Source organism: Klebsiella sp. RHBSTW-00484 (assembly GCF_013705725.1).
Lineage (GTDB): Bacteria > Pseudomonadota > Gammaproteobacteria > Enterobacterales > Enterobacteriaceae > Klebsiella.
In genome coordinates, this window is sequence record NZ_CP055481.1 from 5,656,555 (window position 1) to 5,681,391 (window position 24,837).

Annotated in this window: 20 protein-coding genes, 1 tRNA gene and 2 pseudogenes; 13 read left to right on the plus strand and 10 right to left on the minus strand. The window is 46.8% G+C overall.

Features of this window, described 5'->3' with window-relative positions; translation table 11 throughout:
• Nucleotides 1–28 precede the first annotated feature (28 nt).
• The 6 genes from HV213_RS26605 to HV213_RS26630 all read left to right on the plus strand — a co-directional run bounded on the left by HV213_RS26605 (nucleotide 29) and on the right by HV213_RS26630 (nucleotide 6,052).
• Entirely contained in the window at nucleotides 29–2,116 is a 2,088-nt protein-coding gene (locus HV213_RS26605; protein ID WP_181483957.1) for a DUF1176 domain-containing protein, read from the plus strand.
• A gap of 115 nt (nucleotides 2,117–2,231) precedes the next feature.
• Nucleotides 2,232–2,307, plus strand: a tRNA-Phe gene (locus HV213_RS26610).
• A 195-nt stretch (nucleotides 2,308–2,502) separates the two neighbouring features.
• Complete coding sequence (locus HV213_RS26615; protein ID WP_023336677.1) at nucleotides 2,503–3,765, plus strand: tyrosine-type recombinase/integrase; 1,263 nt, start codon at nucleotides 2,503–2,505, stop codon at nucleotides 3,763–3,765.
• A 256-nt stretch (nucleotides 3,766–4,021) separates the two neighbouring features.
• Nucleotides 4,022–4,453 carry a DUF6530 family protein gene (locus tag HV213_RS26620; protein WP_005123253.1) on the plus strand — a complete coding sequence of 144 codons (432 nt, stop codon included), beginning with the start codon at nucleotides 4,022–4,024 and terminating at the stop codon, nucleotides 4,451–4,453.
• 92 nt (nucleotides 4,454–4,545) lie between these two features.
• Nucleotides 4,546–5,148: a hypothetical protein gene (locus tag HV213_RS26625; protein ID WP_023336676.1), complete on the plus strand. Its 603-nt coding sequence runs from the start codon at nucleotides 4,546–4,548 to the stop codon at nucleotides 5,146–5,148.
• A complete protein-coding gene (locus HV213_RS26630; protein WP_023336675.1) occupies nucleotides 5,138–6,052 on the plus strand; it encodes a Kiwa anti-phage protein KwaB-like domain-containing protein in 915 nt (304 codons plus the stop codon). Before HV213_RS26625 ends, HV213_RS26630 begins: the two co-directional genes overlap by 11 nt.
• A gap of 61 nt (nucleotides 6,053–6,113) precedes the next feature.
• Here the strand turns inward: HV213_RS26630 and HV213_RS26635 are convergent, their stop codons facing one another.
• A complete protein-coding gene (locus tag HV213_RS26635; RefSeq protein WP_023336674.1) occupies nucleotides 6,114–7,088 on the minus strand; it encodes a hypothetical protein in 975 nt (324 codons plus the stop codon).
• A 523-nt stretch (nucleotides 7,089–7,611) separates the two neighbouring features.
• Between HV213_RS26635 and istA the strand changes: the two genes are divergently transcribed.
• The 4 genes and pseudogenes from istA (at nucleotide 7,612) to HV213_RS26655 (ending at nucleotide 11,039) form a co-directional block, all read left to right on the plus strand.
• Nucleotides 7,612–9,156: an IS21 family transposase gene (gene istA / locus HV213_RS26640; RefSeq protein WP_023336673.1), complete on the plus strand. Its 1,545-nt coding sequence runs from the start codon at nucleotides 7,612–7,614 to the stop codon at nucleotides 9,154–9,156.
• 16 nt (nucleotides 9,157–9,172) lie between these two features.
• Nucleotides 9,173–9,910, plus strand: a pseudogene (gene istB / locus HV213_RS26645) (IS21-like element helper ATPase IstB).
• A gap of 418 nt (nucleotides 9,911–10,328) precedes the next feature.
• Entirely contained in the window at nucleotides 10,329–10,541 is a 213-nt protein-coding gene (locus HV213_RS26650; protein ID WP_016154425.1) for a YdgH/BhsA/McbA family protein, read from the plus strand.
• A 306-nt stretch (nucleotides 10,542–10,847) separates the two neighbouring features.
• Nucleotides 10,848–11,039 carry a hypothetical protein gene (locus HV213_RS26655; RefSeq protein ID WP_125387074.1) on the plus strand — a complete coding sequence of 64 codons (192 nt, stop codon included), beginning with the start codon at nucleotides 10,848–10,850 and terminating at the stop codon, nucleotides 11,037–11,039.
• Nucleotides 11,040–11,211: 172 nt separating this feature from the next.
• Here HV213_RS26655 and HV213_RS26660 read toward each other — a convergent pair whose 3' ends face one another.
• Entirely contained in the window at nucleotides 11,212–11,568 is a 357-nt protein-coding gene (locus tag HV213_RS26660) for an IS4/Tn5 family transposase DNA-binding protein (RefSeq protein WP_016154428.1), read from the minus strand.
• Nucleotides 11,569–11,948: 380 nt separating this feature from the next.
• Between HV213_RS26660 and HV213_RS26665 the strand changes: the two genes are divergently transcribed.
• Together HV213_RS26665 and def are read left to right on the plus strand one after the other, a co-directional pair.
• Entirely contained in the window at nucleotides 11,949–13,316 is a 1,368-nt protein-coding gene (locus tag HV213_RS26665) for an OprD family outer membrane porin (protein ID WP_023336670.1), read from the plus strand.
• 215 nt (nucleotides 13,317–13,531) lie between these two features.
• Complete coding sequence (def, locus tag HV213_RS26670; protein ID WP_052702687.1) at nucleotides 13,532–13,945, plus strand: peptide deformylase; 414 nt, start codon at nucleotides 13,532–13,534, stop codon at nucleotides 13,943–13,945.
• On the opposite strand, the pseudogene HV213_RS26675 reads toward def, so the two are convergent.
• From HV213_RS26675 to HV213_RS26705, 7 genes and pseudogenes are all read right to left on the minus strand, one after another.
• Nucleotides 13,934–14,669, minus strand: a pseudogene (locus HV213_RS26675) (IS5 family transposase). The gene def and the pseudogene HV213_RS26675 sit on opposite strands and share 12 nt — an antisense overlap.
• Before the next feature lie 322 nt (nucleotides 14,670–14,991).
• Entirely contained in the window at nucleotides 14,992–18,432 is a 3,441-nt protein-coding gene (locus HV213_RS26680) for a molybdopterin-dependent oxidoreductase (protein ID WP_023336668.1), read from the minus strand.
• A gap of 149 nt (nucleotides 18,433–18,581) precedes the next feature.
• Complete coding sequence (cueR, locus tag HV213_RS26685; protein ID WP_023336667.1) at nucleotides 18,582–19,016, minus strand: Cu(I)-responsive transcriptional regulator; 435 nt, start codon at nucleotides 19,014–19,016, stop codon at nucleotides 18,582–18,584.
• A 219-nt stretch (nucleotides 19,017–19,235) separates the two neighbouring features.
• The gene (gene lpxC / locus HV213_RS26690) at nucleotides 19,236–20,183 is read right to left on the minus strand and encodes a UDP-3-O-acyl-N-acetylglucosamine deacetylase (RefSeq protein ID WP_023302364.1); all 948 of its coding nucleotides are present in this window, start codon (nucleotides 20,181–20,183) and stop codon (nucleotides 19,236–19,238) included.
• Nucleotides 20,184–20,495: 312 nt separating this feature from the next.
• On the minus strand, nucleotides 20,496–20,765 hold the full coding sequence (locus HV213_RS26695; RefSeq protein ID WP_224788372.1) for a hypothetical protein: 270 nt from the start codon (nucleotides 20,763–20,765) through the stop codon (nucleotides 20,496–20,498).
• Nucleotides 20,749–21,156: a helix-turn-helix domain-containing protein gene (locus tag HV213_RS26700; RefSeq protein WP_080396553.1), complete on the minus strand. Its 408-nt coding sequence runs from the start codon at nucleotides 21,154–21,156 to the stop codon at nucleotides 20,749–20,751. The genes HV213_RS26695 and HV213_RS26700 overlap by 17 nt, the downstream gene beginning before the upstream one ends.
• A gap of 90 nt (nucleotides 21,157–21,246) precedes the next feature.
• Nucleotides 21,247–23,742, minus strand: coding sequence for a heavy metal translocating P-type ATPase (locus HV213_RS26705; RefSeq protein WP_023336665.1), 2,496 nt, complete (start codon nucleotides 23,740–23,742; stop codon nucleotides 21,247–21,249).
• Between the two features lie 81 nt (nucleotides 23,743–23,823).
• Between HV213_RS26705 and HV213_RS26710 the strand changes: the two genes are divergently transcribed.
• Nucleotides 23,824–24,276 carry a Cd(II)/Pb(II)-responsive transcriptional regulator gene (locus HV213_RS26710; protein WP_023336664.1) on the plus strand — a complete coding sequence of 151 codons (453 nt, stop codon included), beginning with the start codon at nucleotides 23,824–23,826 and terminating at the stop codon, nucleotides 24,274–24,276.
• Between the two features lie 89 nt (nucleotides 24,277–24,365).
• On the opposite strand, the gene cueR (HV213_RS26715) is transcribed toward HV213_RS26710, so the two are convergent.
• Nucleotides 24,366–24,830, minus strand: coding sequence for a Cu(I)-responsive transcriptional regulator (gene cueR / locus HV213_RS26715; protein WP_016154433.1), 465 nt, complete (start codon nucleotides 24,828–24,830; stop codon nucleotides 24,366–24,368).
• Nucleotides 24,831–24,837 lie beyond the last annotated feature (7 nt).

Sequence of the window (24,837 nt, forward strand, 5' to 3'; positions counted from 1 at the left end):
CCTCATCGATATGCTGACAGGGTTTTATATGCGTTCTCTTCTTTGGGTTGCCATCATGGGGCTGTGTTCGACACCGCTTCTGGCAGCTTCCCCGCAAGGTTTTTCTTTCGCGCACAAAGACTGGGAACTTGCCTGCGACAACACCGGCACCTGTCGGGCTGCGGGCTATGGCACGACAATGGGTGAAGTCAGCGTCTTGCTGACCCGTAACGCGGGCGAGGCACAGCACGTCATCGCCCTCGCCACCTTCGCCCAGACCGAGCACGATATTCCGCCCGATGCGACGGTGAATTTATTCATCGACGGTCAGGATAACGGCGGGCTTGATGCCAACGACGAGAGCCATTTTCGCTTTGACGATACCCAGACCGCCGCGCTAATTCAGGCTCTGGAGCACAGCGGCAAAATTGAGCTGGCACTTAACGACGAGCGCAAGCAGCTCTCCAGCACAGGCAGCAGCGCAGTATTTCTGAAAATGGATGAGTTCCAGCAACGTCTGGGCACCGCCGATGCGCTAGTGCGTAAAGGCGATGCCGGTGATGATAACATCCTGGCGGCAACGCCTGCGCCGGAAATTATCGCCGCGCCTGTCATTCACAATGCAGCCTCCACGGCGCTCACGACAAAGCTACGGGAGAAACTCCTGCCACAATTGACGCCAGCGCTTAACAGCCATTGTGATGACTGGCAAAACGCAGATATCCCGGCGACGGAACGACAACTTACCTCAACTCCATTGGATAAAAGTCACATGCTGATTGAGGCACTGTGCTGGCGCGCGGCCTATAACGACGGCTACGCCATGTGGGTCGTGGATAAAACGCTGCTAACCCAGCCTCAACTGGTAACCACCGACGCCTCCAGCTATGCCGATGGCGTTATCACCTTTTTCCACAAAGGCCGCGGTATCGCCGACTGTATTAGCGGAGAAGAGCGCGTTTGGGATGGCAAAACGTTTGTCCAGAGTCTGAAATACACCACCGGCGACTGCCGTGAAATCGCCCCCGGCGGTGCGTGGATGCTACCAACGTTCGTTAGCCAGGTGATCCCAAAGCAGCAGAAAGATATCGATAATAGCGCACTGAAGGCGTTGTACAGCGCCGTGTTAAAAGAGCAAAAGGCCAACCCGGAACTGGATCTAAATAAAATCGCCGAACAGTTTCCCCTCAGCGGCCATGTCAACCATTTTACGCTGGCCTACGCGGATGACTCTCTGGTCTCGACGACGAAGCCTTCCGCCGATATCAGCGATGATGAGTGGCAGGTGTTTCTCCAGTCCGATATCAGCGCCGACTCCGAAAACGGCAAAGTCAGCTTTACGCTAGTGGACCTCGACGGCGACGGCAAACGAGATTTAATCATCGACAGCTACGTCGGCGGCACGGGCCTCTTTAGCTACACCGGCGTATTAAAACGCGGGGATGATGCTTTTGATGCGGTCAATAACGACGACAGCGGCAACGGCGATGACTTTGACGCAGGCGTCCCTGGCGCGCTCTATTCCCTGAACGGCCGCGGCGCGAACCAGTGGAGCCACTGGGTAAGAATTAACGGCCAGGTTTACGCGCTTTGGTACAACGGCCAGTTTGGCGAAGATAATCTCTATCTATTGCGCCCTTTTAGCCCCTCCAGCAGCACCCCGGCGGTGACAATTCGCTATCGCTACACCCTCGACGACATCAGCTCGCCGGAGAAAGATCAGCCGCTGACGCCTGCACTGAGCGACGGGGAAAAGTCAGATCTGCTGAAGTCGCTGGAAGTGATGCAGAGCAGCCTGCTGAAGGATAAGCCACAGAGCGACAGCGACGCGCCGATTTGCCCTATTCCCCCAGGTACGTCAGCCGACGATGCGGATAACTACTACAGCGGCGTGGCATCTAATTATATTTATGAAACCGTGGCTTACATTCCGGTTTGGCTGAACGAAAAATGTTTTATCGGTACCATCTTTAGCCACCACGGTGCATACCGTCACGGCGTTGATGCGGAAATCACCATCAGCTCGCCGCGCGATGATGAAGAGGTCATTGGCGACTACACGATATCCGGATTACGCCACGCCATCTCGGTGACCAGCGGCTGGAAAACCCGCGAAGGCGATAACGGCATGATGTGATTTTAAGCAAAAAAGCGCCTTCGGGCGCAGAATTGCCGCAAAGTTAAGCAACCAGTAGATAAATCGAGAAATTTGATTGACGGAGCGTACGGATTACGGTTTAATGCGCCCCGTTGCCCGGATAGCTCAGTCGGTAGAGCAGGGGATTGAAAATCCCCGTGTCCTTGGTTCGATTCCGAGTCCGGGCACCAAATTCATATCAACGGACCTCCACGGAGGTCCGTTTTTGCATTCTAAGCCCTCAAAAATCAACACTTCTACAATCCCTTAACTCCACCCAACTCAATCAACTTCAACCCGCATCAAGTCCCTTGTGAGGGTACAACTGAGGGTATAGTCTGATTCGATAAAATTTATACCCCTTTTACTATCAGGAGATACCGCCAATGGCGCTCACTGACGCTAAAATCCGTGCAGCTAAACCGGATGAAAAACCTTATAAACTTGCCGACAGCGGCAACATGTTTTTGCTTGTTCACCCTAACGGTTCCCGCTACTGGCGGCTCCGCTACCGGTTTCTGGGCAAAGAGAAAACGCTCGCTCTGGGTGTTTACCCTGAAGTCTCGTTATCAGAAGCAAGGGAAAAACGCGATGCGGCAAGGAAGCAGATAGCTGAGGGAACTGACCCGTGCGAACAGAAACGTATCAAAAAGTCTGTACCCGAAACAGCTCAGACATTTGAAGGCATCGCAAGACAGTGGCATAAGAGCAATAAAAAATGGTCTGCCTCACATAGTGAGAAGATACTGAAAAGCCTCGAAACTCATGTGTTTCCCTTCATCGGCTCACGCGATATTACCTCACTCAGGACGCCAGATTTGCTTATCCCCGTTAAAGCAGCCGAAGCCAGAGAGATATACGAGATAGCCGCCCGCCTTCAGCAACGTATCACTGCAATCATGCGCTATGCTGCCCAGTCCGGCATCATCAGCTATAACCCCGCTGTCGATATGACTGGTGCATTAACAACAGTGAAACGACAGCACCGCCCCGCCCTGGCCCTCAACCGCATTTCAGAACTCCTTGAACGCCTGGATACATACCGGGGTCAGCCTCTGACACGGCTGGCAACAAAACTCACCCTGCTTATCTTCATCCGTTCCAGTGAACTCCGTTTCGCCAGATGGTCTGAGATCGACTTCGAAAAAGCCATGTGGACGATCCCTCCGGAGCGGAAACCTATTGACGGGGTCAAGTACTCGCATCGTGGCTCCAAAATGCGGACAGAACATCTGGTACCACTCTCTACTCAGGCGCTGGATATTCTGAAGCAGATCCACACTATCAGTGGAGAGCATGAACTGATTTTCACCGGCGACCATAATCCATGGAAACCCATGAGTGAAAATACGGTAAATAACGCACTGCGGCTTATGGGTTACGATACGAAGGTCGAGGTCTGTGGCCACGGCTTCCGGACAATGGCCTGCAGTTCATTGATTGAATCAGGATTATGGTCGAGAGATGCGGTTGAACGTCAGATGAGCCATCAGGAGCGTAATGGCGTACGGGCGGCTTACATTCACAAGGCGGAGTTTCTGGATGAACGAAGACTGATGCTGCAATGGTGGGGGGATTTTATCGACGCAAACATTCACGAGGTTGTTTCTCCTTTTGACTACGCCAGAGTCAATAATCCACTGAGATAATCAGGATTTCACTTATAAGCCCCGTAATCAGCCATCCAGCCTTTACGGTTGGCTGGCTTCACCTTCTGGATTTTTTTTTGTAAAGACTGACGGCAAACCGTACGAAACAGAATCAGATAAATACCCGGCTTTCCATTAACCATTTAACCAATTAAATTAAAACAACAAACATATAATGTTACATTTACAGAATTTTATAATTTAGTAAAATTTGTAAATTGTGCAGTATCTGATATCAATCCAGAGGCTACTGACCATGAAGATCCCCGTTTATCTGAAACATAAACCTGTCATTACTGTCGAAAATTATGATCGTATTGATGGTCCATACGCTGACGACAGTGATGCCAAAGGCCTGTCAGTCGGCATCGCGCAGTGGAATTCCCCCGGCTGGACAGAGTTGTCAGCTAAAGTCTGGCGCAATACCGGAGAAAAATGGTCAAGGCAGTCAGAAGAACTTCCTCTGCACAGGGTGATAGACCTTGCAACCCTAGTCTGTATCGTGATGGATTACAGCAGGAATGGGCGTCTGTCTTCTGATGATGATTTTCCGGTCAGTCGGGCGGGAGATAACCCGGACCTGGAACATCACACGGAACTAATGAAAAAAGAGCTGAAGCAGAATCACAGATATCTGGATGAGAGTCTTAAACGACTTGCTGTCGAATTAAAAAGGGCCGGCTACTGACCGTTGTGGAAGCATCCGGCTGGTTAAACACCTTCCCGGTTGTCATCAAATATTGGTAAGATGTGAGTTTCCCCCACAGGTTAGGAGGTAAAATGACCCCAAGGCTGCCGTTTGCGTTTGCTGTATTTCTGGGCTCATATTTGCCACTTAGTATGATCCTGCTCATTCAGGATTTTGATGACAGTAAATATAAAAGGCATCTTTGCTTTGATTTATTGACATCTGACTCCTGTAACCTGCCGTTTAAGGAACCATTACTGTCCGTCAGTTTATTTCTCATCTGCCTGGTATGTTTTCTTCTTTCATGGCTTATATTAAAACTGGCTAAAAGCGATGAGCAAAAAATCAGGATTCTGGAAGTAAAGTATACGCCGTCAGACCTGATGAACTATGTTCTCCCTTACATTGTTTCGTTCATGAGCATTAATTACCAGGAGACCAACAAATTTTTGGGGTTTATTGTATTTCTTCTCTGGCTCTTCTGGCTGTCTTATAAGACCGGACAAATAATACTTAACCCTATACTTATCGTATTCAACTGGAAAATGTATGAAGTAACTTATCGACATCCAGGTAGCAAAAAGACACACTCAGGTGTGGTATTATCAAACCTGAGTATTTCCCCTGATTCTGATTACGAATATCAGACAATACAGTCTGTCATTATTATTAGTGGAGATAAGGATGAAACTTAAAGAATTACAGGATTTTGATATCCAGAGTGCAACACTTTCTGTCTGGGTGTTCAGGAAACAGACAGTAAAAAGTAACTCGGTATACAGGGGGAAATGGATCACTGTTGTTCCTGAACTCAAAACTGAACTGACGGAATTTATTTGTGCTGAAAGAGGAAAATACACGGAGACTATTGAGTATTCACTGCTGGCCCAGAACAATGAAGCCAGCCTGATGCTGATTGGTTCCGGAGAAACCTCTGCGGTTGCAATTACAGCACTATCTGCGGACCAGACACAGGCCAGAAAAGTAAAAGAAATCAAAGAACTGGCGAACTGTGATTTTTACTCTGTGAAACTGGTGTCCGGAGATACTGTACTACATTGTGTCAAAAAAACAGATCCATCATGGGCAACGAAAAAACAATCCGGATTACGATCTGTTGTTTTCAAAAACAATAAATTAAAAATAGATGACACCCCTCGTTTTAACATAGCAAAAGATTTTGATTTTTATATTCTTGGTGACAATGTTTTCATCAAAAACAAAAAAACGTTTGAATCCCTTCTGAGTTATAAAAAAGCTCACCTTACTAACTTTAACGATCTCGTTGATGAACCAGAATTCAGTCAGCTCTTTACCGATGCCGAGCCACTAAAAAGATATGTCGGAACAAACGCAATGCAGCTAAGAAGAGCATCGGCCATAAAAGAAAAAGGATTCTATAAGTTACCGGAGTTTATGGCAAGCCTCAGGGAACATGCCTCGCGGTTCCGGCTGAATCTTCAGTTTGATGAACAGGGCAGGATTATTGCCAGTGATGCCTGCTGTGCCGATATATTTCAGGCCCTGCTTGACCATCGCCTGCAGTCACACTTTGCCGCACATATCTACGATGTTCCGAATGCGTCACCAATTCAGTAAAAAAGTCAGGGATGAATTTTCCATCATCCCTGATTCAATACCTGCTAAATCAACCCCCACCTCATTTTTCTGCGGATATATCAGTTATAATACCTGTCTCAGCCTCACGGAATCCTTCCTGTATAATTCTTTTATATCTGGCCAGTGCCCTATCCCTGCGTTCTTCTTTACTCAATGTGGGAACGCCATAATGAATAACATCGCCATCAAACCGGAAATCTTCCAGGTCTTTCCAGGCAAATTGAGTCCAGAAAGTAACGACAGAACCATGGACAACCCCCACCTCTCCCAGGGTCTTTTTAAGAGGGACTTTTTTGCCATCAAAGACCAAAGAATGATTAAGCGATACCTGAATGTTTTCGTCTGAAAATGTCGCTGGTTTCGGAAGGCGGAAAAAATTCCGCAGAATGTTGATTACATCTCCCGCAGTAAAGCTCCCCGCCACAGGGATCCGAAACACGGAATCCTGTCGACTGGAATACAAAAAAATATCAAAAGGTGAATCTTCCAGTTGTTGCCGGAGCTCTTCGGTATAGCGTACTGAAAAGGTATTACTAATGGCTGAAACAAATCTGTTTTGAGGAACATCGAGAAGCTTTCTGAAATTACGTTCAACGTCAAGGGGATGCTTTTCACACAGAGACAACCATACCGATTCGCTCATGACATCAATGTCAGGCAGGACCTCTTTCAGCCTCTTTTCCGCCCCCCCGGTAACAGGGACGTTGACGCACAAAACATACTTTTCCCAGCCCAGCACATGCCGGGCCGCTTTGGCTGATATGACTGACTCAATAGCTTTTGTAACATTGAAATCACCAGCCTTACCGGATTCCACACACTTGCACTGATAAGCTATTCGGGCGGAGGGATACCAGAGATCAATCCCCTGCTCAGGAGGATTTCGGACATAAATTTCACTGGTACCATGCTGAAGATTCAGCAACTTACAACAAAAATGCTCCCAGACATCCGGAAAATTATGCTTTTCAGGAACACAGAGGAATGGTGGATACAGGCGATAATGTGTGCTCATTAGTCAGAAGACCCTGGGTAAAAAGAATATCGACCCATGGTCTATCATGAACAGCACTGAACTGACAACTCTCCCCCCTGAAAAACACCGTTATTCGGCGATCCAGCGAAATGTTATCAGCCGTACTTCGGTAATGTTATTAGGCGGTCTCTGTGAGTGGTAATACGCAATAGGTGTTTTCATAAGAAATGCCACTGCCATTTTTTTAATTTTCACATCTCAGACTTAAAAAATCCCCCTACAAGAAAATAGAATTATATTTAAAGTGATAATTAAACAAGCAGGTATCATCATAACCAATGAGGCCTGCCTATTTTTACTCCGATCACCTGCGTATTTTCATGAACGGAGATCACCCAATAACATCCATCGAGATCGGGTAATAACATTTGAGCAGATCGCTGAATAACATCGATGGAGATCACTTTTGACTCACTTTGTTATTCGGTGATCTCCATCAATGTTATTGGAACTTCACAGGTGTGTTGATCTGTATCTTTTGCCATTCCGGTGAAGGATACCTATGCCGACAGCTCCAATCTCTATGAGAAAACTCAAAGAAATACTTAGACTTAAATATGGTGCCGGACTCAGCCATCGTCAGATTGGCCGGAGTCTGGCGATCTCACCTTCTGTCGTATCCCGCTACGCCAATCGGGCGGCTCAGCTTGGTATTAAACAGTGGCCGTTGCCCGCAGAATGGGATGATGCAGCGCTAATGCATACGTTCCTTCAAACGCAGGTGAAGATGAAGAAACACTCCCTGCCAGACTGGGCTACGGTATACAAAGAGCTGCGTAATAAATGCGTGACGCTTCAACTGCTCTGGGAAGAGTACGGAGAACGCAATCCTGGCGGCTCTTACAGTTATAACCATTATTGCCGGATGTATCGCGAATGGCTGAAAACCACCTCGCCATCAATGCGCCAGGTCCATAAAGCTGGCGAAAAACTCTTCGTTGATTACTGTGGGCCAACCGTTGACATTACCAACCCTGATACCGGGGAAATAAGAACCGCGCAGATCATCGTGGCCGTTCTCGGGGCGTCAAGTTACACATGGGCAGAGGCCACCTGGTCCCAGCAGCTTGAGGACTGGGTTATGAGCCATGTTCGTTGCTTCCGGTGGCTTGACGGTGTTCCTGAGCTTGTTGTTCCGGACAATCTGAAAAGCGCCACGTCACGGGCCTGTAAATATGATCCTGACGTTAATCCAACCTACCAGCAGATGCTTGAGCACTACAATGTTGCCGTGATACCAGCGCGGCCGCGTAAACCAAAAGATAAAGCCAAAGCAGAAGTGGGCGTTCAGATCGTCGAACGCAGGATCCTGGCCCGGCTCCGTCACCAGGTCTTCTTCTCGCTTGCTGAGCTGAACCACTGTATCCGTACGCTGGTAACCGGGCTCAACGAACGTCCCTTCAAAAAACTGCCGGGCAATCGCCGTGAGGCCTTCGAAAGGCTGGACAAAACTGTGCTCAGGCCATTACCGGTGCAGCAGTGGCGCTACCGGCACATCAAAAAAGCGAAGGTGAATATCGATTATCACGTGGAATATGAACAGCATCACTACTCAGTCCCCCATCAGCACGTCGGTAAAACTGTGGAGCTTCATGCCTTCGACAACCAGCTTGAAGTCTGGTCTGACGGGCAGATGATCGCCAGTCACCCGCGGCGTCTTCATCCGGGCAACAGTACGGCAGCAGAACATATGCCGGAGCGCCATCGTCATCATCAGCAGTGGACGCCAGAGCGGCTGAAAAGCTGGGCGGCCGGTGTGGGCTCCGACACCTTCACGTGGGTCAGCGAGCGTCTGGCTGAAAAAGCGCATCCGGAACAGGCCTATCGCCTGTGTCTGGGGCTGCTGAGCCTGACGCGTGAATATCCTTCTGAGCGCGTCAATAACAGCTGTCGGCTGGCCAATGCAGAGGGATTAACCCGGCTGAAGCAGATAAAGTCGATCCTGAAGAATAACCGCGACCTGGTTCCGGCGGACAAAGATCTGCACCCGTCCCAGGAGCTTCCTCAGGAACATGAAAACATCCGTGGCCCACGCCACTTCCACTGAAACAAGGGATCCGATAATGCCACATACGCTGATGAAACAGCTGACAGAAATGAAACTGACGGGAATGGCGGCCGCGCTGTCCTCACAGATGTAGCAACCCGGCACTTACGAAGAGCTCTCCTTCAGGGAAAGACTGGCGTTGCTGGTCACGCGCGAATCACTCGAAAGGGATCAGCGTAAACAGAAACGTCTGCTACAAAAAGCCCGCCTGAGGCTTGAAGCCTCGGTCCAGGACATCGACTACCAGCCAGCGAGAAACCTAGAACGTTCTCGGATCGCTCAGCTAAGCCAGAACGAATGGGTGGTCAGGGGGCAGAACCTGCTGATAACCGGCCCCTGCGGTTGCGGCAAAACCTATGTGGGCTGCGCCCTTGGCAACAACGCCTGCCAGCAGGGTTACAGCGTACAGTACTGGAGACTGAACCGGTTGCTGGTTGAACTGACGCACAGCCGCGCAGACGGTAGTTACCGAAAGCAGCTGGCTCAGCTGTCAAAAACGCAGCTGCTTATCCTGGATGACTGGGGCCTTGAGCCGTTGCTGCCAGCGCAGCGTAACGATCTGCTGGAACTGATGGATGGCAGATACGGAAAGAACGCCACGGTGATGATAAGCCAGCTGCCAACGGATGAGTGGTATGGCTGCGTTGGCGATAACACGCTGGCAGACGCGATCCTTGATCGTCTGATGCATAACTCCCACCGGCTGGAAATGAAGGGTGAGTCGATGAGAAAACGACTGGCACAGGTTGACTGAAAGTGAACGGTCGGTGTAATAAAAAGAAGTTAGGGCGCGTTAGGGAATAACGCGTTCACGTTCCTCCGGAATAACCGTTCAACTTCGCCAGAATACGCACGCGTACTTAATCAGTAGCCATAACATCATAAACCCTCACTAATCCTGTAAGTTAACTTGCCCTGCACCGACCTATCTCCCCAGCGCAATCCCGGTTTCGCGGTGTCTGTTACGGCCGTATTTTCTCATTTCTCGTCAGCCACGGTGAGGCTCTTTCAAGAGCTGGGTTGTATGAAAACGACAAAAACACAGCCGACAATAATTTACAAAATAACTTGTTGACCCTGTATTTACCACAGGGTTTTTAATACACATCAACAGGTGAGACGGCGATGACGCCGGTATCACCAGATGACCAGATAACCCAAGGAATATGACCATGAAAAACATCAAACTGCTTGCTGCTGCCGGTATGCTCTCCGTAGTTTCTTTCTCCGGCTTCGCCCAGTCCGTCAGCGTTACTGCTGACACCCTGAACAACGCGGAAGCGAAAATTGCCGCTATCGCCCAGGAATCCGGTGCTTCGTCCTACCGCATCACCAGTGCTGACCAGAAAAACGTTGCCCGCGTGACTGCAGTACTTGATAAGTAATCCGGGACGGTATTACCCTGAACCTGAGCAGTAAACGCGTGAGATGGTCGCAGAGGGAACTGCCGGACTGACTGCCACTATAGTGGGGGTCACCTCCGGTTCCGCCGGCGACCTCACATGCGGACACACCCTCCAGGACAACCCTATCCCTGTTGTCCGTTTTCCTTGATGACTGTTTTAGTCAGGTTACCCCCAGGTAGCCTTTTTTTTGTCCTTATCCCACCAGAAAAAACAGCGTAAGGGTGTTGACCCTGTATGAACCACAGGGTTTTTAATACACATTAACAGGTGAAACGGCGATATCTGATGAAGAGGAATATACAGATGAAAAAATTTAGCGTGACTGCAGTACTGATTCTGAATGGCATGCTCTCATCCGGAGCTATGGCAACCTCGTTCCTGCCGGAAACTTGCTCGGATATGGACATCTCTGTCCGGACAGACTATGTCAACCATGAAGACGTGAGCCACGTCTTTGACTGTCAGCCAGTGATCTGATGTAAAAAAACGGTCGGATTAATTTTCCTTTTAAGTGCGTTAGTGCCTTTGAATTTTTTTCGGGTCCAGAACTTCACCGCGGTCAGACCCAGCGGGAGCCCTGATGTCGTCACTGCCAGGCTCGAATGCATCAGGATCCCACAATTGACACCTGCATCATTCCCCGTCTTGATTAGGTGTGATTGCCTGCAAATCCTACTGCATCAGGGTTATCCCGGTGGTAGCCAAATGTTGTGGTGTCCTGAAGCAGTAGAATCTTCTCACCTTGCAGCGCATATATCCTTTGACTGGTAGCCTCGGAATGTCCCTGCAGCAGGTGCTGCTCATCAATCCTGTCACTGGAAAGGAACCGGTAAGCGGCTTTTGTTGCTGCATTATCCTGGCAGGCAAAAGGGAGGCTGTTGCCCATCCCCCGCCAGAGTTTTTGCATGAGACTTTTAAAACGACTGGCACGGCGGCGATCGCTAAAGACAGAAGAATTAATTTCCTCATCGAGCCATGAAAGCGAAGTCTGTTCCTGATTAATCATTCAACCATCCCTGAAAGTAATTTAGCTGATTATCATAATGATTACCTTAATATAATTGTGGGTAGTTGCAAGTCTCGCTGGACGCTTACAATTAACCCAATTCGCTTGATACATCAGATTGATTCCCTCCCTGAAAACAGTGCCGGTCTAAACGGAAGTCTCCTGTCTTACAACCAGCAGAAACACGGTGCATAGGGCCAATCCATGGTATAAGCAGTCAGTCTGAAAAAAAGTCTTGACCCTGTAGCCACTTCATGGTTTTTGATATGAAATGGATTCGTACTTAGTGCAGCGGTAAACAAATACCTCATTATTTTCTGCCATTTTCCCTTCGTGTTACCGCGTATATTGATATCAGGCAAGCTAAAGGAATTACCTGAATGAGAATAGTTACACTCGTAATATCTGCTGTAGCTTTGATGCCGGGAGTTACAGTCCCTAATGCGATAGCCGGTTTTATTGAAGACAGTAAGGCCAATCTCACACTCCGCAATTTCTATATTAATACAGATAATCGCAGTGGGGACGGGTTCAGTAAACAGGAAGAATGGGGACAGGGGTTCATCCTCAATTACGATTCAGGTTATACTGAAGGGCCAGTGGGATTCGGACTGAGCACTCTGGGGCTACTGGGCATCAGACTTGACGGAGGAGGTAAAGCAGGCTCACCGGCGTCAGGTCGGCAACCCGGTACAGTATTTCCGCTAGACAATGATGGCAGAGCGGTTCATCAGTTCGGTAGCCTGGGGGTTACCGGCAGGGCAAAAATATCTGATACGGAACTCCGTTATGGAACGCTTCAGCCCAAAAATCCCGTCGTTATATACAACGATGCCCGCCTTTTGCCCATGACATATCAGGGAGGACAAATATCATCAACAGATATCGACGATCTGAGTCTGACCGGCGGCGTTCTCACACATACAAAAGGACGTAACTCCACAGATATGCGCGGAATGTCCATTGCCGGAGCCAATGGAAGTGGTCCCACTTCACGGAGCAGTAATCGTTTTTATTTCGCCGGTGGTGACTATACTCTTATGAAAGACATGACTCTCTCATACTATTACGGTGAGCTGGATAATTTTTACAGGCAAAACTATATCGGACTGGCACATAACCTGAAAATCGTTTCCGGGAACCTGAAATCAGATATTCGTATATTCATCAGCGATGCAGACGGAAAGAACGGAAGTGCTGCAGGACGGAGTGCCGGATATGTAAGTACTGGTTATTACGGAAATAATCGCACAAAGGGAGAAGTGGACAACAATGTTTATAGCGGTCAGTTGACATGGTCTTCTGGAAGTCACAGTGTGAGCAGTGGTTATCAGTGGCTGACGGGGAAAAGTGACTTTCCATATCTGAATCGTGGTGATGGAGAAGGAACAAGCACCTGGTTAATTACTGATGCACAATTGCTAAAATTCAGCAGGGCGGGGGAGCGAACCTGGCTGGCACGGTACGCCTATAATTTTGCTGATGCAGGGCTCAAAGGGCTGAATCTAAGTATCCTCTATCTGAACGCCGATAATATTGATACCGGGGATGGGCGAAAGGGGGAATGGGAACGGGATATTGCCCTGAGTTATACTATCCCCGAGGGAATACTTAACGGACTTGGCATCTCCGTAAAAAATGCCACAATGCGCAGCGCTCTGCCTGACACAAGTAGAAAAGGCTCTGCTGGACAGCGTGACCAGGATGAAACCCGGGTTACAGTCAGTTATACCCTTCCTCTTCTCTGATATAGTGTTTCCGGTCTTTTGTGCTGTTGAGCAGGACAGACCGGAATGACGTTCGCAGGCAGCAGAAAATTTATATCTGGCTGTCAGTCCAGTAGTTATTTCTGTCCCGGTTCTCCACTCAGGTCCGACTTAAAACATATCGTTTTTACTGCCATTTAAATAAAGAGTAGCCTTGCATGTCATTATTATCAGTTTTAAAGTATCCGGATCCCAAATTGAAGATCATTGCAATGCCCGTCGAACATATTTCACCGATAACCCGGCAATTTATTAAGGATATGATTACCACTATGTACGGTACATCCAGTGTAGGTTTAACAGCAACCCAGGTTGGTGTTCACCAAAGGATTGCTGTAATTGATGTCCCTGAATCGCTGGTGCAACCAATAGTATTAATTAATCCGGTAATTGCTGAGAGTAAGGAAGAAAAAAATATCACGGAGGAAAAATGTCTTTCTATACCAGGAACCAGTCGTTTTGTATACCGTGCAGAGAAAATAAATGTCACCGCTCTTGATGCTTTTGGGAATACAATAAATTTTAGTGCAAGTGGTACTCTCTCGATCTGTATACAGCATATGATAGACCATATGAACGGAATTCTATTAACTAAGAGCCTATCTCAATAGGACTTTATTCCAGACGATAAGACCACAGGCAAAATGCAACATAGCCTCGTAATTTTCGGCCTTCTTTTTCCATCGGGTCAGAACCCGGCGAAAGCGATTCATCCAGCTATGAGTCCTCTCAACGCCCCAGAGAGGGGCTTTGAAGTCCCTGTTTTTAGTGGCGTCAGACTCCTCTTTACGGGACTGAATATGTGGCTCGTAACGGCGACTCTGCAGATACGTTTTCAGCCATCCAGCTTCGTAACCTTTGTCCAGACAGAGCCTGAGTTTCCACCCGGATGCCCCGTCTGAAGGGCATCGAGCGTATCCGCAACCAGTTTGATGTCGTGCGTGTTCGCTGCTGCGACGACCAGCGACAGAGGAAGCCCCCTGGCGTCCGTCAGCAGGCTGCGCTTTACGCCTTGTTTCCCTCTGTCCTTAGGATTGCGACCTGTTTTTTTGTTCCTGACAGCGGCGATTTGGTCATACAACCGTCCATCGACAACCAGGACCAGTCAATGCTGTCCAGATGCTCGCAGGCAAGCAAACCGTTCTGCCAGAAGCGCTCAAAGATGCCTGAATCGTGCCACTCCTTAAAGCGCCGGTGTGCAGGACTCGATGAACATATCCCGGTGGCGTTCAGACAACCAGTCCTGAGGAAGAAGAATATGGCATCCATGGCAGCGCGGTTATCAACGCGTTTCCGGTATGTATCGAGTGGATGGCTGGTTTTGTGCTCAGGGATACCCGGTCATTTTTTTAGGCTCGATGCAGAAAAACAATGAAGTTTCAATTTTATCATTGCAAGCCTTTCATTCACTAAAACTCTTCGGCCAATCCGAAACTGGTGACTGTAGTAATTTCTTACAGGCTAAAACTTGCAGTAACTTGAAGGTAAGGGGGAGGATGATAAAAATTCATGAAGATCGCACTGAAATAATTCATTAAATCGGTTATTGAGTTGGATTGGCGCAAAATAATTAAAAATGTCTTTAAAACATAGCGTTATCCATTGAATAACATCAGACCACTAAAATGGCCTGATGTAAAGGATGCTAATACCTATCTCAGGCATCAATAGTGATATCACCGGCAGGAATACACTGGCATGTCAAACATGCACCCTCATCAGAGGGTTCCACACCATTCAGATGCTGCACGTTCCCGGCAATCACCTTAGTTGAACAGCTTTCACATTGTCCAACACGACAACCACTAGGCATTTTAATCCCAAGTTTTTCTCCAAAATTCAGCAGAGTACCTTTATCCGTGGTCCAGGTCTCTTCTCTTCCTGATTTTGCAAAAATTACTTTATGACGTAATGAGGGATCATTATTTATTTTTGTCGGAGAACGAAATATCTCGTAGAAAATAGCAAATGCAGGTACACCTCTCTCCTGAAGCCCTCGGGATATCGCATCCATCATAGGCTGCGGACCACACATGTAATAACGAGCATTATTCTCAATAAGATATGCCTCGACATCTCCCGCACCAACATAACCAGCTCTATCATAATCCAATCCTGGAATATCACAGTCGAGGGGCTGGTTGTAGATATTAATTACTTTAAGCCTGTCAATAGACGCATTTAGCTCCGCAATTCTTTTCTTAAACGCATGTAGCCTACTATTTTGATTAGCATAGAAAAGCCAGATTTCCGGACCTTCCGCTTGGGGGTTAATAGACTCCAGATAGGAAATGAATGGAGTAATTCCAATACCGCCAGCAAATATTACGACAGGCTGGACGGCATTGAGCGGGACAATGAAATTCCCCCCAGGAGGCGTAAGTTCAACATCCTTGCCTATCTGCAAATGCGTGTTTATGTAGGATGACATTATTCCTTCTACATATTCACCTTTCTCATCAGTCGCTTTCTGATGACGGACAGAAATGGAATAGGTTTTACGGTCATGAACAAACGCAGGGCCTGTCAGCGAATACGCCCGGGTAACGATCTCTTCAGAATCGCTCATCGGACAACAGCTAACAGTGATATGCTGGCCCGGTTCATAATCAGGTAAGTAGCCTTCACTATTCGATTGGAAGGTAACTGTCGTAACATTATCTGCTTCTTTTTTCAGTTCAATGACTTTGAATGTTTTACGACCTTCCCAGGGGCGTCTTATCAGCTCAAAATCATTCAAGCGGCGAATGCGGCAGCGGAATGAACGCAAAGGTAAAGCACCGCTGACTGGATCATAGCTATCACCGCTGATTAAGCTATTGTAATTGCTACTGTACTCACCTTTAACCGGGTATGAAGGTTTGCCAAAATCAGGACAAGACTGCCACCACCCAAACTCAGCAATTACAGTTTCATGAGAGAGTTTGGCTTCCACTTTTGCTCTAAATCGAGCAAGACCTGCTCTCGTTTCAATTTCTACCCAATCCCCCGTCTTGATACCTTCTTCGTCAGCCAGAGCTGCCGAAATGTCTACCGTTGGATAAGGTGCTTTTTTTCGTAGGCTAGTCAGGCTTCGATGTTGGCTATGACAGAAGAATCCGCTTTTAACGGATGTCAGCATTAGTGGATAATCAGGATCGTTGCGCTGGTATTCTTGCGGCTGTACATACTCAGGTAAAGGATTGTAACCATAGCGATGAAGGATCTCAGAGTAAAACTCTGCACGTTTTGTTTCTGTATTGAAACCTGCCAGATATCCGCTATTTGGGTCTCTGAAAGCATATTTTCTGACTTTATGCTCAAGCGGGATATCGTAACCTTCTGGCTTATTTCTGAGCATCTCAACAGTCAAACCTAATGGTTCTAGTTGATAATTCCAGGCTGCCTCAATATTGCCGTCGAAGAACGCTTCATTCATTCCTAACCGGCATGCAAGATCGAAAACAATCTCAAGGTCGGAACGGCTTTCACCGCGCGGAGAGACCATTTTTTTTCTCAACTGAATGTGGTCCTGAGCAGCAGCACTACTTTCAAACCCGGTTCTTAGGCCTTCGCGCTCCCAGGCAGTGTTTACTGGCAGAAGGATATCAGCATACTTTGATGTAGGCGTTTCAAACAAATCTACATGGGCATAAAACTCAAGTGCCTCAAGCGCCTGTTGTCCGAGAGAAGTATCACTTTGTGAAAGTAATATGTTGGCACCAAAGCCAATTAACCCGCGAATTTTATAGGGTGTACCTTCTAATACTGAATGCCAGATATCCTGAGAATGAACCCAACCTTGTGAAGGCGGCCCGATAGGCCTTTCTTCAAGACCTAATGCTTTATCCCATTGTGATTTTGGCATCAGTGTCGGTGAATTAACCACATTCACCGGGTGGCTGGCATAGATTCGATTACATCCTTCCTGATCGAAACAACCGGTTAAAGCATACAGTGTCGCAATCGCACGTTCTGTTTGGGTGGCATTAGTGTGTTGTGCCACTCCAGACCAGCTGTGGTAGGCGATTTTCTTGGCCCCGGCAATCAAACTCGCAGCGGCTTCAATTGATGCAACAGATACCCCGGTGATACGGCTTACGTTTTCTGGGTCATAATTAGCCAACATATCTTTAAAAGATGAAAACGCCGTTTGGCAGGAAATTTTTGCACCATCAGCTATTGCAACTTCAACATTACCCTCAAGTGCAGCTGTAGGCGTCAGCGTTTCTTCAGTTCGAGTCTCGGAATCGATAAATGTGACTTGCTGGTTGTGTTCGTCCCAAACTGTATAGCGATTACTGATGGCAAGTGGGTTAATATCTTTTTCCCGAAGAAAATAACCATTATCATTTCGAACCAACAAAGGACCATTAGTCCAGTTTCGAACAAACTCATGATTAAACAGGTTTCTTTCTACCAGGAGATGGCTTAACCCCAAAGCTAATGCACCGTCAGTCCCAGGATTGACATCAAGCCAGGCATTTGCTTCTTTCGCTAAAGGTGTCGGGCGAGGATCCACGACGATCAGTTTTGCACCGTTATTTCGACCAGTACCAATCGCACTAGCCTGGGCAAGCCAAGTATTCGCGGGGTTATGCCCCCAAAGAAGGATAAGATCGGCATGGGAATAGTCAGCAACAGGGATGCCGCAGCCAAAGGTCCATCGATGTGCAACGTCTTTATGCCAGTTACATATTTCAGTTCCATAGCTGGTGTTTGGGCTGCCATAGATACGAACAAATCGCTCTAACCATTCAATTGCATCGCTGAGGGGGGTACCGCTTGGGCTCGTAAAACCGAAAGCGACAGATTCAGCTCCGTTCTCTCGTTTAAATTTTTCCAGTTGTCCGGCTATCGTTGACATAGCCTCTTCCCAACTTATACGTTTCCAGCCCGGGTTCTCGGCACCTTTAGGATGGGTTCTCTTCATCGGGTACAGAATTCTATTTGCGCTGTCCACCAGCTCAGGTGCCGCTTTGCCCTTCATACACATGGCCTTACCATTAGGATGTTCAGGGTTGGCCCGTACCTTGATCAGGTGGTCATTTGCTACTTCATTCAACGTCCCGCAACGCGAACGGCAAAGTGTGCAATATCCGGGAATAATATCTGACATTGTAAACCTCACTACTAAAAACAGTTAATATATTTTAAAAACCACATTGCTTTCTTTTCACCCAAGAATTACTAACCCAATTAATGTTAATATCATCTTGTTTTGTGGGCGTAATTTCAGTTGAAATTACTGTCATATATGGGTAGCGGCTAAGTAATTTCAGGGCCAGAATCTGATTCCTGCAAACCGTTAACATCTGCAAGATACAGTGCACGCAAAATAGGGCATTCAGGCTTATCATCCCCTGCACAGCAATCAGAAAGCGTTGTAAGTATTGATGCCATACGCTGAAATTCTTGAATTTTTACAGTCAACTCGCGGATGTGTGACTCGACTAATTTTTTCACATCAGCGCTTTGGCGCGAATGGTTACCCCAAAGACAGAGAAGTTCTCCTGTTTGCGCCAGAGAGAAACCTAACTCCCGACATCGGCGTATAAAATGCAATTTGTACACATCAATATCGCTGTACATCCGATACCCGGCTGCAGTTCTTGCAACTTCCGGTATTAATCCCGCCTCTTCGTAATAGCGGATCATTTTGGCGGAAACTCCGGATAACCGGGCAGCATCACCAATGTTCATCCTTACCTCCCAAAATGTATTCTGTTAATATCAGATCCAGTTTCAAATGACGTCGTTTCTGACACTCTTACCTTGCATACGTAGTGATACGGTTACCGTTTGGCTCATCAAGACTTAGTCGATATCCAGCCTAGACCTTCCCGTGGTGGTAAGGTCAAGAAAAAAATCATCAAGATAAGCTGTGTAAAAAACCAGATGTGACGAACATACTCATATCCCTTATGACCACATACTTAATGACTCAAAACACTCTTCTTTGGGTTTAGAAAGGATGGTTTCTCTAGTGGCATCATTTTTATATTCACCAACACTCACTAATTCCCATGATTCGACATCATTCAACAGTGCAAGCATCAACTTATTATTTAATGCATGCCCTGACTTATAAGCATGGTAGGCGCCAATAATATTATGGCCTGATACAAAGAGGTCTCCAATCGCATCCAGTGTTTTATGTCGCACAAGTTCGTTATTAAATCGCAGACCTTCCGGATTCAGAACGCTATATTCATCAAGCCCTATCGCATTGTTCAAACTTGCCCCTAACCCAAGACCTTTTTGTTGTAGAAGTTCTACATCACGAACAAATCCGAAAGTTCTGGCATCAGCAATCTCGCTAATATAGTTTTCTTTCGACACTTCAATATTTAATCTATTAGTCTCAGCAGAAATCAAGGGATGCTTAAAATCAATCATAAAATCGATCGAGAACTTTGAGTCTGGATGCAAAAGAGCCCATTTGTCGCCATCTTTTACGGAAACCGTTTTTTTTATCAGAAGATATTTTTTTAGCGCACACTGCTCTATCAAACCAGCGTGCATTATTGAGTCTATGAATCCTCTGGCACTCCCATCGAGAATGGGAAGTTCTGGAGCATCGAGCTCCACCAGGAGGTTATCAAGCCCCATGCTGGACACCGCAGAAAGGAAATGCTCGATTGTTGAAACTCGAACTCCCTGAGGGTTGATAATGCTTGTTGCCAGCATAGTGTCATGAATCTGATCGGCACGGAGCTGAATATCAACAACAGGAGTTACATCTGTTCTACGGAACCGTATGCCACTATCGGCACCAGCAGGCATGATTTTCATGTTAACGGTTTTACCGCTATGCAAGCCAATACCGTTTAATTCAACAATATTCTTGATAGTTTTTTGCTTGATCATGGAGACCTCTATTTGCTCTAGCGACTCGGCAGAACGTCCGCAACAAGGCTCCATTGATGATTTCCCCTATTGCTCTGTTCATCGTCCTCGCTACTCTCGACTTGGTTCCATTAAAAACCATGAAGTTGATATAGGGTCAAGCTTTTATACGATATACACATCAAGCATCTTGCATGAGTCGCACTGACTGACCCGGGTTAGTTACCATCATATTCTTTATGGTTGAGACCATACGGAAATCAGTGAATTAATAATATTTATTCATCCAAAACACAAATGGTTTTAAGAAAGCCTAATCCCCTTCATGTAAAATCATTCAAGATAGTCAAGTATGTTTTTTATATTGTCAATTAAGGCAACATGCAGGTCAGGGTCATCACATTCATCTGAATGGCAATAGGAAATATGTTGAAGTATAATTCTTTTTTTGAATTCTCTAACTGTACACTCCAACTCATACACCGACCGTACGATATCAATACAAGGTTCATCATCGATTAAAAAATCCTGCATTTTATTATAGTTATCAGCCAGCTCTTCTATCATAGAAATTAATACGGGGTCATTAACTAACATTGGCATATCTCTCCTCATCGTCTGAAAGTAAAGATGGACACAGCGCTGATAAATTCCAATCCCCTTGCTTGCGGTACCGACCGGGAGGAAGATGAAACTTGTTTTTAAAAGCTCTCGTGAAAGTTTGTTGCGAATTAAAACCATACTGAAGTGCAATGTCCAGGACTGTTCTGGAAGTCAATTTCAGATCAATCGCAGCACATGATAATCGACGAGCACGAACATATTCTCCCAGCGCAACACCGGTCGCCTGTTTAAACAAACGTTGAAAATGCCATCGTGAATAACCAGACTTATCAGCAATGAATTCTACTGGCAAGGTTGTATTCAATGAACTTTCAACCCATTTCAAAATATCTTTGACAACACTTTCAGAATATTTCCTGGTGTCCATCATCTCCCCCTCAAACCATATTCTATGAATATGTTCAAACCAGAATACGGTCTCTGAGTCTGTCGTCCATGAAGAACTCAGAGACCCAACTCTTTATTTTCGTAATAACCTCAGGCCATTTGCCACAACCAGAAGACTGGCACCAACATCAGCAAATACAGCCATCCACATAGTTCCCATTCCCATGAGCGTGAGTACAAGGAATACGGCTTTAATACCTAGAGCGAGGCTGATATTTTGCACGAGTAAGCTGTACGTTTGTCGGGATAATTTTACAAAGGCTGGGATTTTACGCAGGTCATCATCCATTAAGGCTACATCTGCAGTTTCAATCGCCGTATCAGTACCCATTGCGCCCATAGCAAAACCGATATCTGCTGCAGCCAGAGCCGGTGCATCATTGATACCATCACCAACCATCCCAGTGATTCCAATCCGTGAATGCTCTTCAACTGCACGATGTTTATCTTCTGGCAATTGATTCCCTCGAGCCTCATCGATTCCAACCTGAGATGCGATTGCTTTAGCTGTATGTGGGTTATCACCAGTCAGCATAATAGTTTTAACGCCAAGTTCATGAAGTTGTTCAATCGCTTCACGGCTGCTGTTTTTAACAGTATCAGCAACAGCGAACAACCCAAGCACTTGCTTACCATCATTGAGTAAAATAACTGTTTTACCTTGGCTTTCCAGCCTTTGTACTGTTGCTTTAATCTCTGATGGACAATTAAAGTGTTCTTCAGTCAAACGCAGGTTACCAAGGTAAAAATCCTTACCTGTAATCGCGCCATGCACACCTCGCCCAACAATCGCTTCAAAGCTGTCAACATCCTGCTTTTTCAAATCAGCAGAAGCATTCACAATTGCCAGTGAAACAGGGTGATCAGAGTAACTAGCGAGACTAGCTGCAGTAGTACGAACTTCACGCTCGCTCCACCCATTGAACACCATTACGTCGGTTTGTACTGGTTTCCCATGGGTAATAGTTCCTGTTTTATCCAGCGCAAGGGCTTTTAGCTTACGTCCCTGCTCAAGATAAACACCGCCTTTAATGAGAATCCCTTTGCGAGCAGCTGCAGTAAGTCCACTAACAATCGTTACTGGCGTAGAAATAACCAGGGCACATGGACACGCAATGACAAGCATAACTAAAGCTTTATAGATCCATTCCTGCCATGTTCCTGCCCCAAACAATGGTGGCAATACAGCAACCGCAACAGCAATACCCATAACGACTGGGGTATAAATCTGGGAAAAGCGGTCAACAAAACGTTGTGTAGCTGCTTTGGCGCCTTGCGCCTGCTCAACGGCATGAATGATGCGAGCAAGGGTTGTATTATTTGCAGCTGCAGTGACTTTATATTCAAAAGAGCCTGACTGATTTATTGTTCCAGCAAATACAGCATCGCCCGCAATTTTATCGACAGGCATACTTTCACCTGTAATTGGAGCCTGGTTAATGGTGGTTTGGCCTTTGACGATTTCTCCGTCGAGACCAATTCGTTCACCTGGTTTTACCCTGACAATACTGCCCAGTTGTACGCTACTGGCGTCAACTTCCTGCCATGTTCCATCAGCTTGTTGGACCATTGCAGTTTCAGGAGTCAGGTTCATCAGGGAACCTATTGCATTTCTGGCTCTATCAAGTGATTTGGCTTCTATCAGCTCGGCAATGGTGAATAACACCATAACCATCGCCGCTTCTGGCCACTGCCCAAGGACCAAAGCCCCAGTAACGGCAATACTCATTAGTGCATTGATATTCAAGTTGCCATTGCGAATCGAAATCCAACCTTTTTTGTAGGTTGTCAGACCGCAAGAAAGCACTGCTATCAAAGCCAACCCGGCTTCGAGCCAGTCAGGCATATCAGCCCAGTGCATCACTTCGGCTGCAAGAGCAGCTACGCCAGCAAGAGCTAATGGCCACCAGGGCTTTTTTTTCTCCTGGGTATTTTTCTTGCCGCTAGTATTATCAGAGACTTCTGGCGCGAATCCCAACGAGCGAATTGCAGCCATGATAGCTTCAAGCGAATCCGGTGTATGGGTTACAGTCAAAACACGCTGCATCAGGTTGAAATCAAGCTCTTTAACAGCGCTCATTCCACCCAGTTTCTTTTTGATAAGATTTTCTTCAACAGGACAATCCATCTGCATAATGCGAATTTCTGTCCGTAATCCACCAGCCACAACCTGCGAGCCCCCCAGGCTACTCAATTGTTCTGGAGCAGCGGAGCAACAATCCCCCCCATGGCCGTGATCGTGGCCTTCATGAGAATGCTCTTGCGCGGTATGAGCATGGTTACATCCCTTATGATTATGCTCATCATGCGAATGCCCTTCGCCGCCATGGCTATGGGCATCATGATTATGGCCTTCATGGTTATGACCTTCATGGTTATGACCTTCATGGGAATGATCATCACTGCATTTCTTGTGATTATGAGCCTGCTGATCATGTGCATGATCATTTGCTTTATGTGATTCACCAGTATTCTTAACCCGGAGTCCTGTCCCTAAATTGAACGTTTCACAGCAACTAGCCGCTTCGTCTCCTGCAGGGTTTTTGCTATTTTTTACACCACCACTCATTTTCATTGCCTCATCTGTTAACTATACTGACGATTAAAGACCCTAATCTAACTACAGGGTCAAGCGCATAAGGGGGGATGCATGAAAATTGGTGAATTGGCCCGTAAGGCGGGTTGTCCGGTGGAAACTATTCGGTACTATGAGAAAGAAGGATTACTTCAGGCTCCATTAAGAGATATTGAAAATAACTATCGCCGTTACAACAATACTCATCTGGAAAAGTTATTATTTATCCGACGCTGCCGCTCTCTTGATATGACCCATGAGGAAATACGTGCATTGCTACTGGCAATGAATAATCACGGTAAAGACTGTGGCCCCATTGATGCAATAATCAGTGCCCATCTCACTCATGTTCAGCATCGTATTAAAGAATTAATAGCCCTGGAAATACAACTCAAAGAACTTAATAACTATTGCAGCTCAGACCGGAGCGTGGACGAATGCGGGATAGTACAGAAATTGACTGCTGATGAAGAGAATGGTGATCTTCCTTTAACCGTACCAACTGACCACTTGGGGGGGGGGCATTAGTGGTGTGCGCTTATAAGTTGATTAGACTGATGGCGTAACACAAGCCCATACAGCTTTGTGTTACGCCATCTTGCCCTTAAAATAAGGGGTCAGGCTTTTTCCATTTCGTTACCACGAGAACGACGTTGCACTGCCCCTTCTCTCTTACCGGGATGGCTTTTAGCGTCAGCGGTCATTAATGTCTGGAGTATTGGGCATTCAACTCGCTCATCCCCAGCACAGCTTTTGATCAGAGCTCTGAGTGTATCTGCCATTCGTCGCATATTTTCCATACGTCGCTCTAAATCATCCATATGCTCTTGTGCCAGACGTTTAACATCGGCGCTCTGGCGAGATTTGTCATTCCATAACTTGAGCAAATCGGCTATCTCTTCAAGAGAAAAACCAAGATCGCGCGCACTGCGGATAAAAATCAGACGATGGACATCATTGGGTGCATAATCACGGTAGCCCGCTTCGGTACGGCCAGTAGCAGGAATCAGACCAATTTGCTCGTAATAGCGAATCATCTTTGCGGAGATTCCTGATTCGTTCGATGCTTTACCAATGTTCATAGCTCCC

Coding starts and splice junctions, on each gene's coding strand:
- HV213_RS26605 (WP_181483957.1), top strand. CDS start 29: ATGCGTTCTCTTCTTTGGGTTGCCATCATGGGGCTGTGTTCGACACCG.
- HV213_RS26615 (WP_023336677.1), top strand. CDS start 2,503: ATGGCGCTCACTGACGCTAAAATCCGTGCAGCTAAACCGGATGAAAAA.
- HV213_RS26620 (WP_005123253.1), top strand. CDS start 4,022: ATGAAGATCCCCGTTTATCTGAAACATAAACCTGTCATTACTGTCGAA.
- HV213_RS26625 (WP_023336676.1), top strand. CDS start 4,546: ATGACCCCAAGGCTGCCGTTTGCGTTTGCTGTATTTCTGGGCTCATAT.
- HV213_RS26630 (WP_023336675.1), top strand. CDS start 5,138: ATGAAACTTAAAGAATTACAGGATTTTGATATCCAGAGTGCAACACTT.
- HV213_RS26635 (WP_023336674.1), bottom strand. CDS start 7,088: ATGAGCACACATTATCGCCTGTATCCACCATTCCTCTGTGTTCCTGAA.
- istA (WP_023336673.1), top strand. CDS start 7,612: ATGCCGACAGCTCCAATCTCTATGAGAAAACTCAAAGAAATACTTAGA.
- HV213_RS26650 (WP_016154425.1), top strand. CDS start 10,329: ATGAAAAACATCAAACTGCTTGCTGCTGCCGGTATGCTCTCCGTAGTT.
- HV213_RS26655 (WP_125387074.1), top strand. CDS start 10,848: ATGAAGAGGAATATACAGATGAAAAAATTTAGCGTGACTGCAGTACTG.
- HV213_RS26660 (WP_016154428.1), bottom strand. CDS start 11,568: ATGATTAATCAGGAACAGACTTCGCTTTCATGGCTCGATGAGGAAATT.
- HV213_RS26665 (WP_023336670.1), top strand. CDS start 11,949: ATGAGAATAGTTACACTCGTAATATCTGCTGTAGCTTTGATGCCGGGA.
- HV213_RS26680 (WP_023336668.1), bottom strand. CDS start 18,432: ATGTCAGATATTATTCCCGGATATTGCACACTTTGCCGTTCGCGTTGC.
- cueR (WP_023336667.1), bottom strand. CDS start 19,016: ATGAACATTGGTGATGCTGCCCGGTTATCCGGAGTTTCCGCCAAAATG.
- lpxC (WP_023302364.1), bottom strand. CDS start 20,183: ATGATCAAGCAAAAAACTATCAAGAATATTGTTGAATTAAACGGTATT.
- HV213_RS26695 (WP_224788372.1), bottom strand. CDS start 20,765: ATGCCAATGTTAGTTAATGACCCCGTATTAATTTCTATGATAGAAGAG.
- HV213_RS26700 (WP_080396553.1), bottom strand. CDS start 21,156: ATGATGGACACCAGGAAATATTCTGAAAGTGTTGTCAAAGATATTTTG.
- HV213_RS26705 (WP_023336665.1), bottom strand. CDS start 23,742: ATGAGTGGTGGTGTAAAAAATAGCAAAAACCCTGCAGGAGACGAAGCG.
- HV213_RS26710 (WP_023336664.1), top strand. CDS start 23,824: ATGAAAATTGGTGAATTGGCCCGTAAGGCGGGTTGTCCGGTGGAAACT.
- cueR (WP_016154433.1), bottom strand. CDS start 24,830: ATGAACATTGGTAAAGCATCGAACGAATCAGGAATCTCCGCAAAGATG.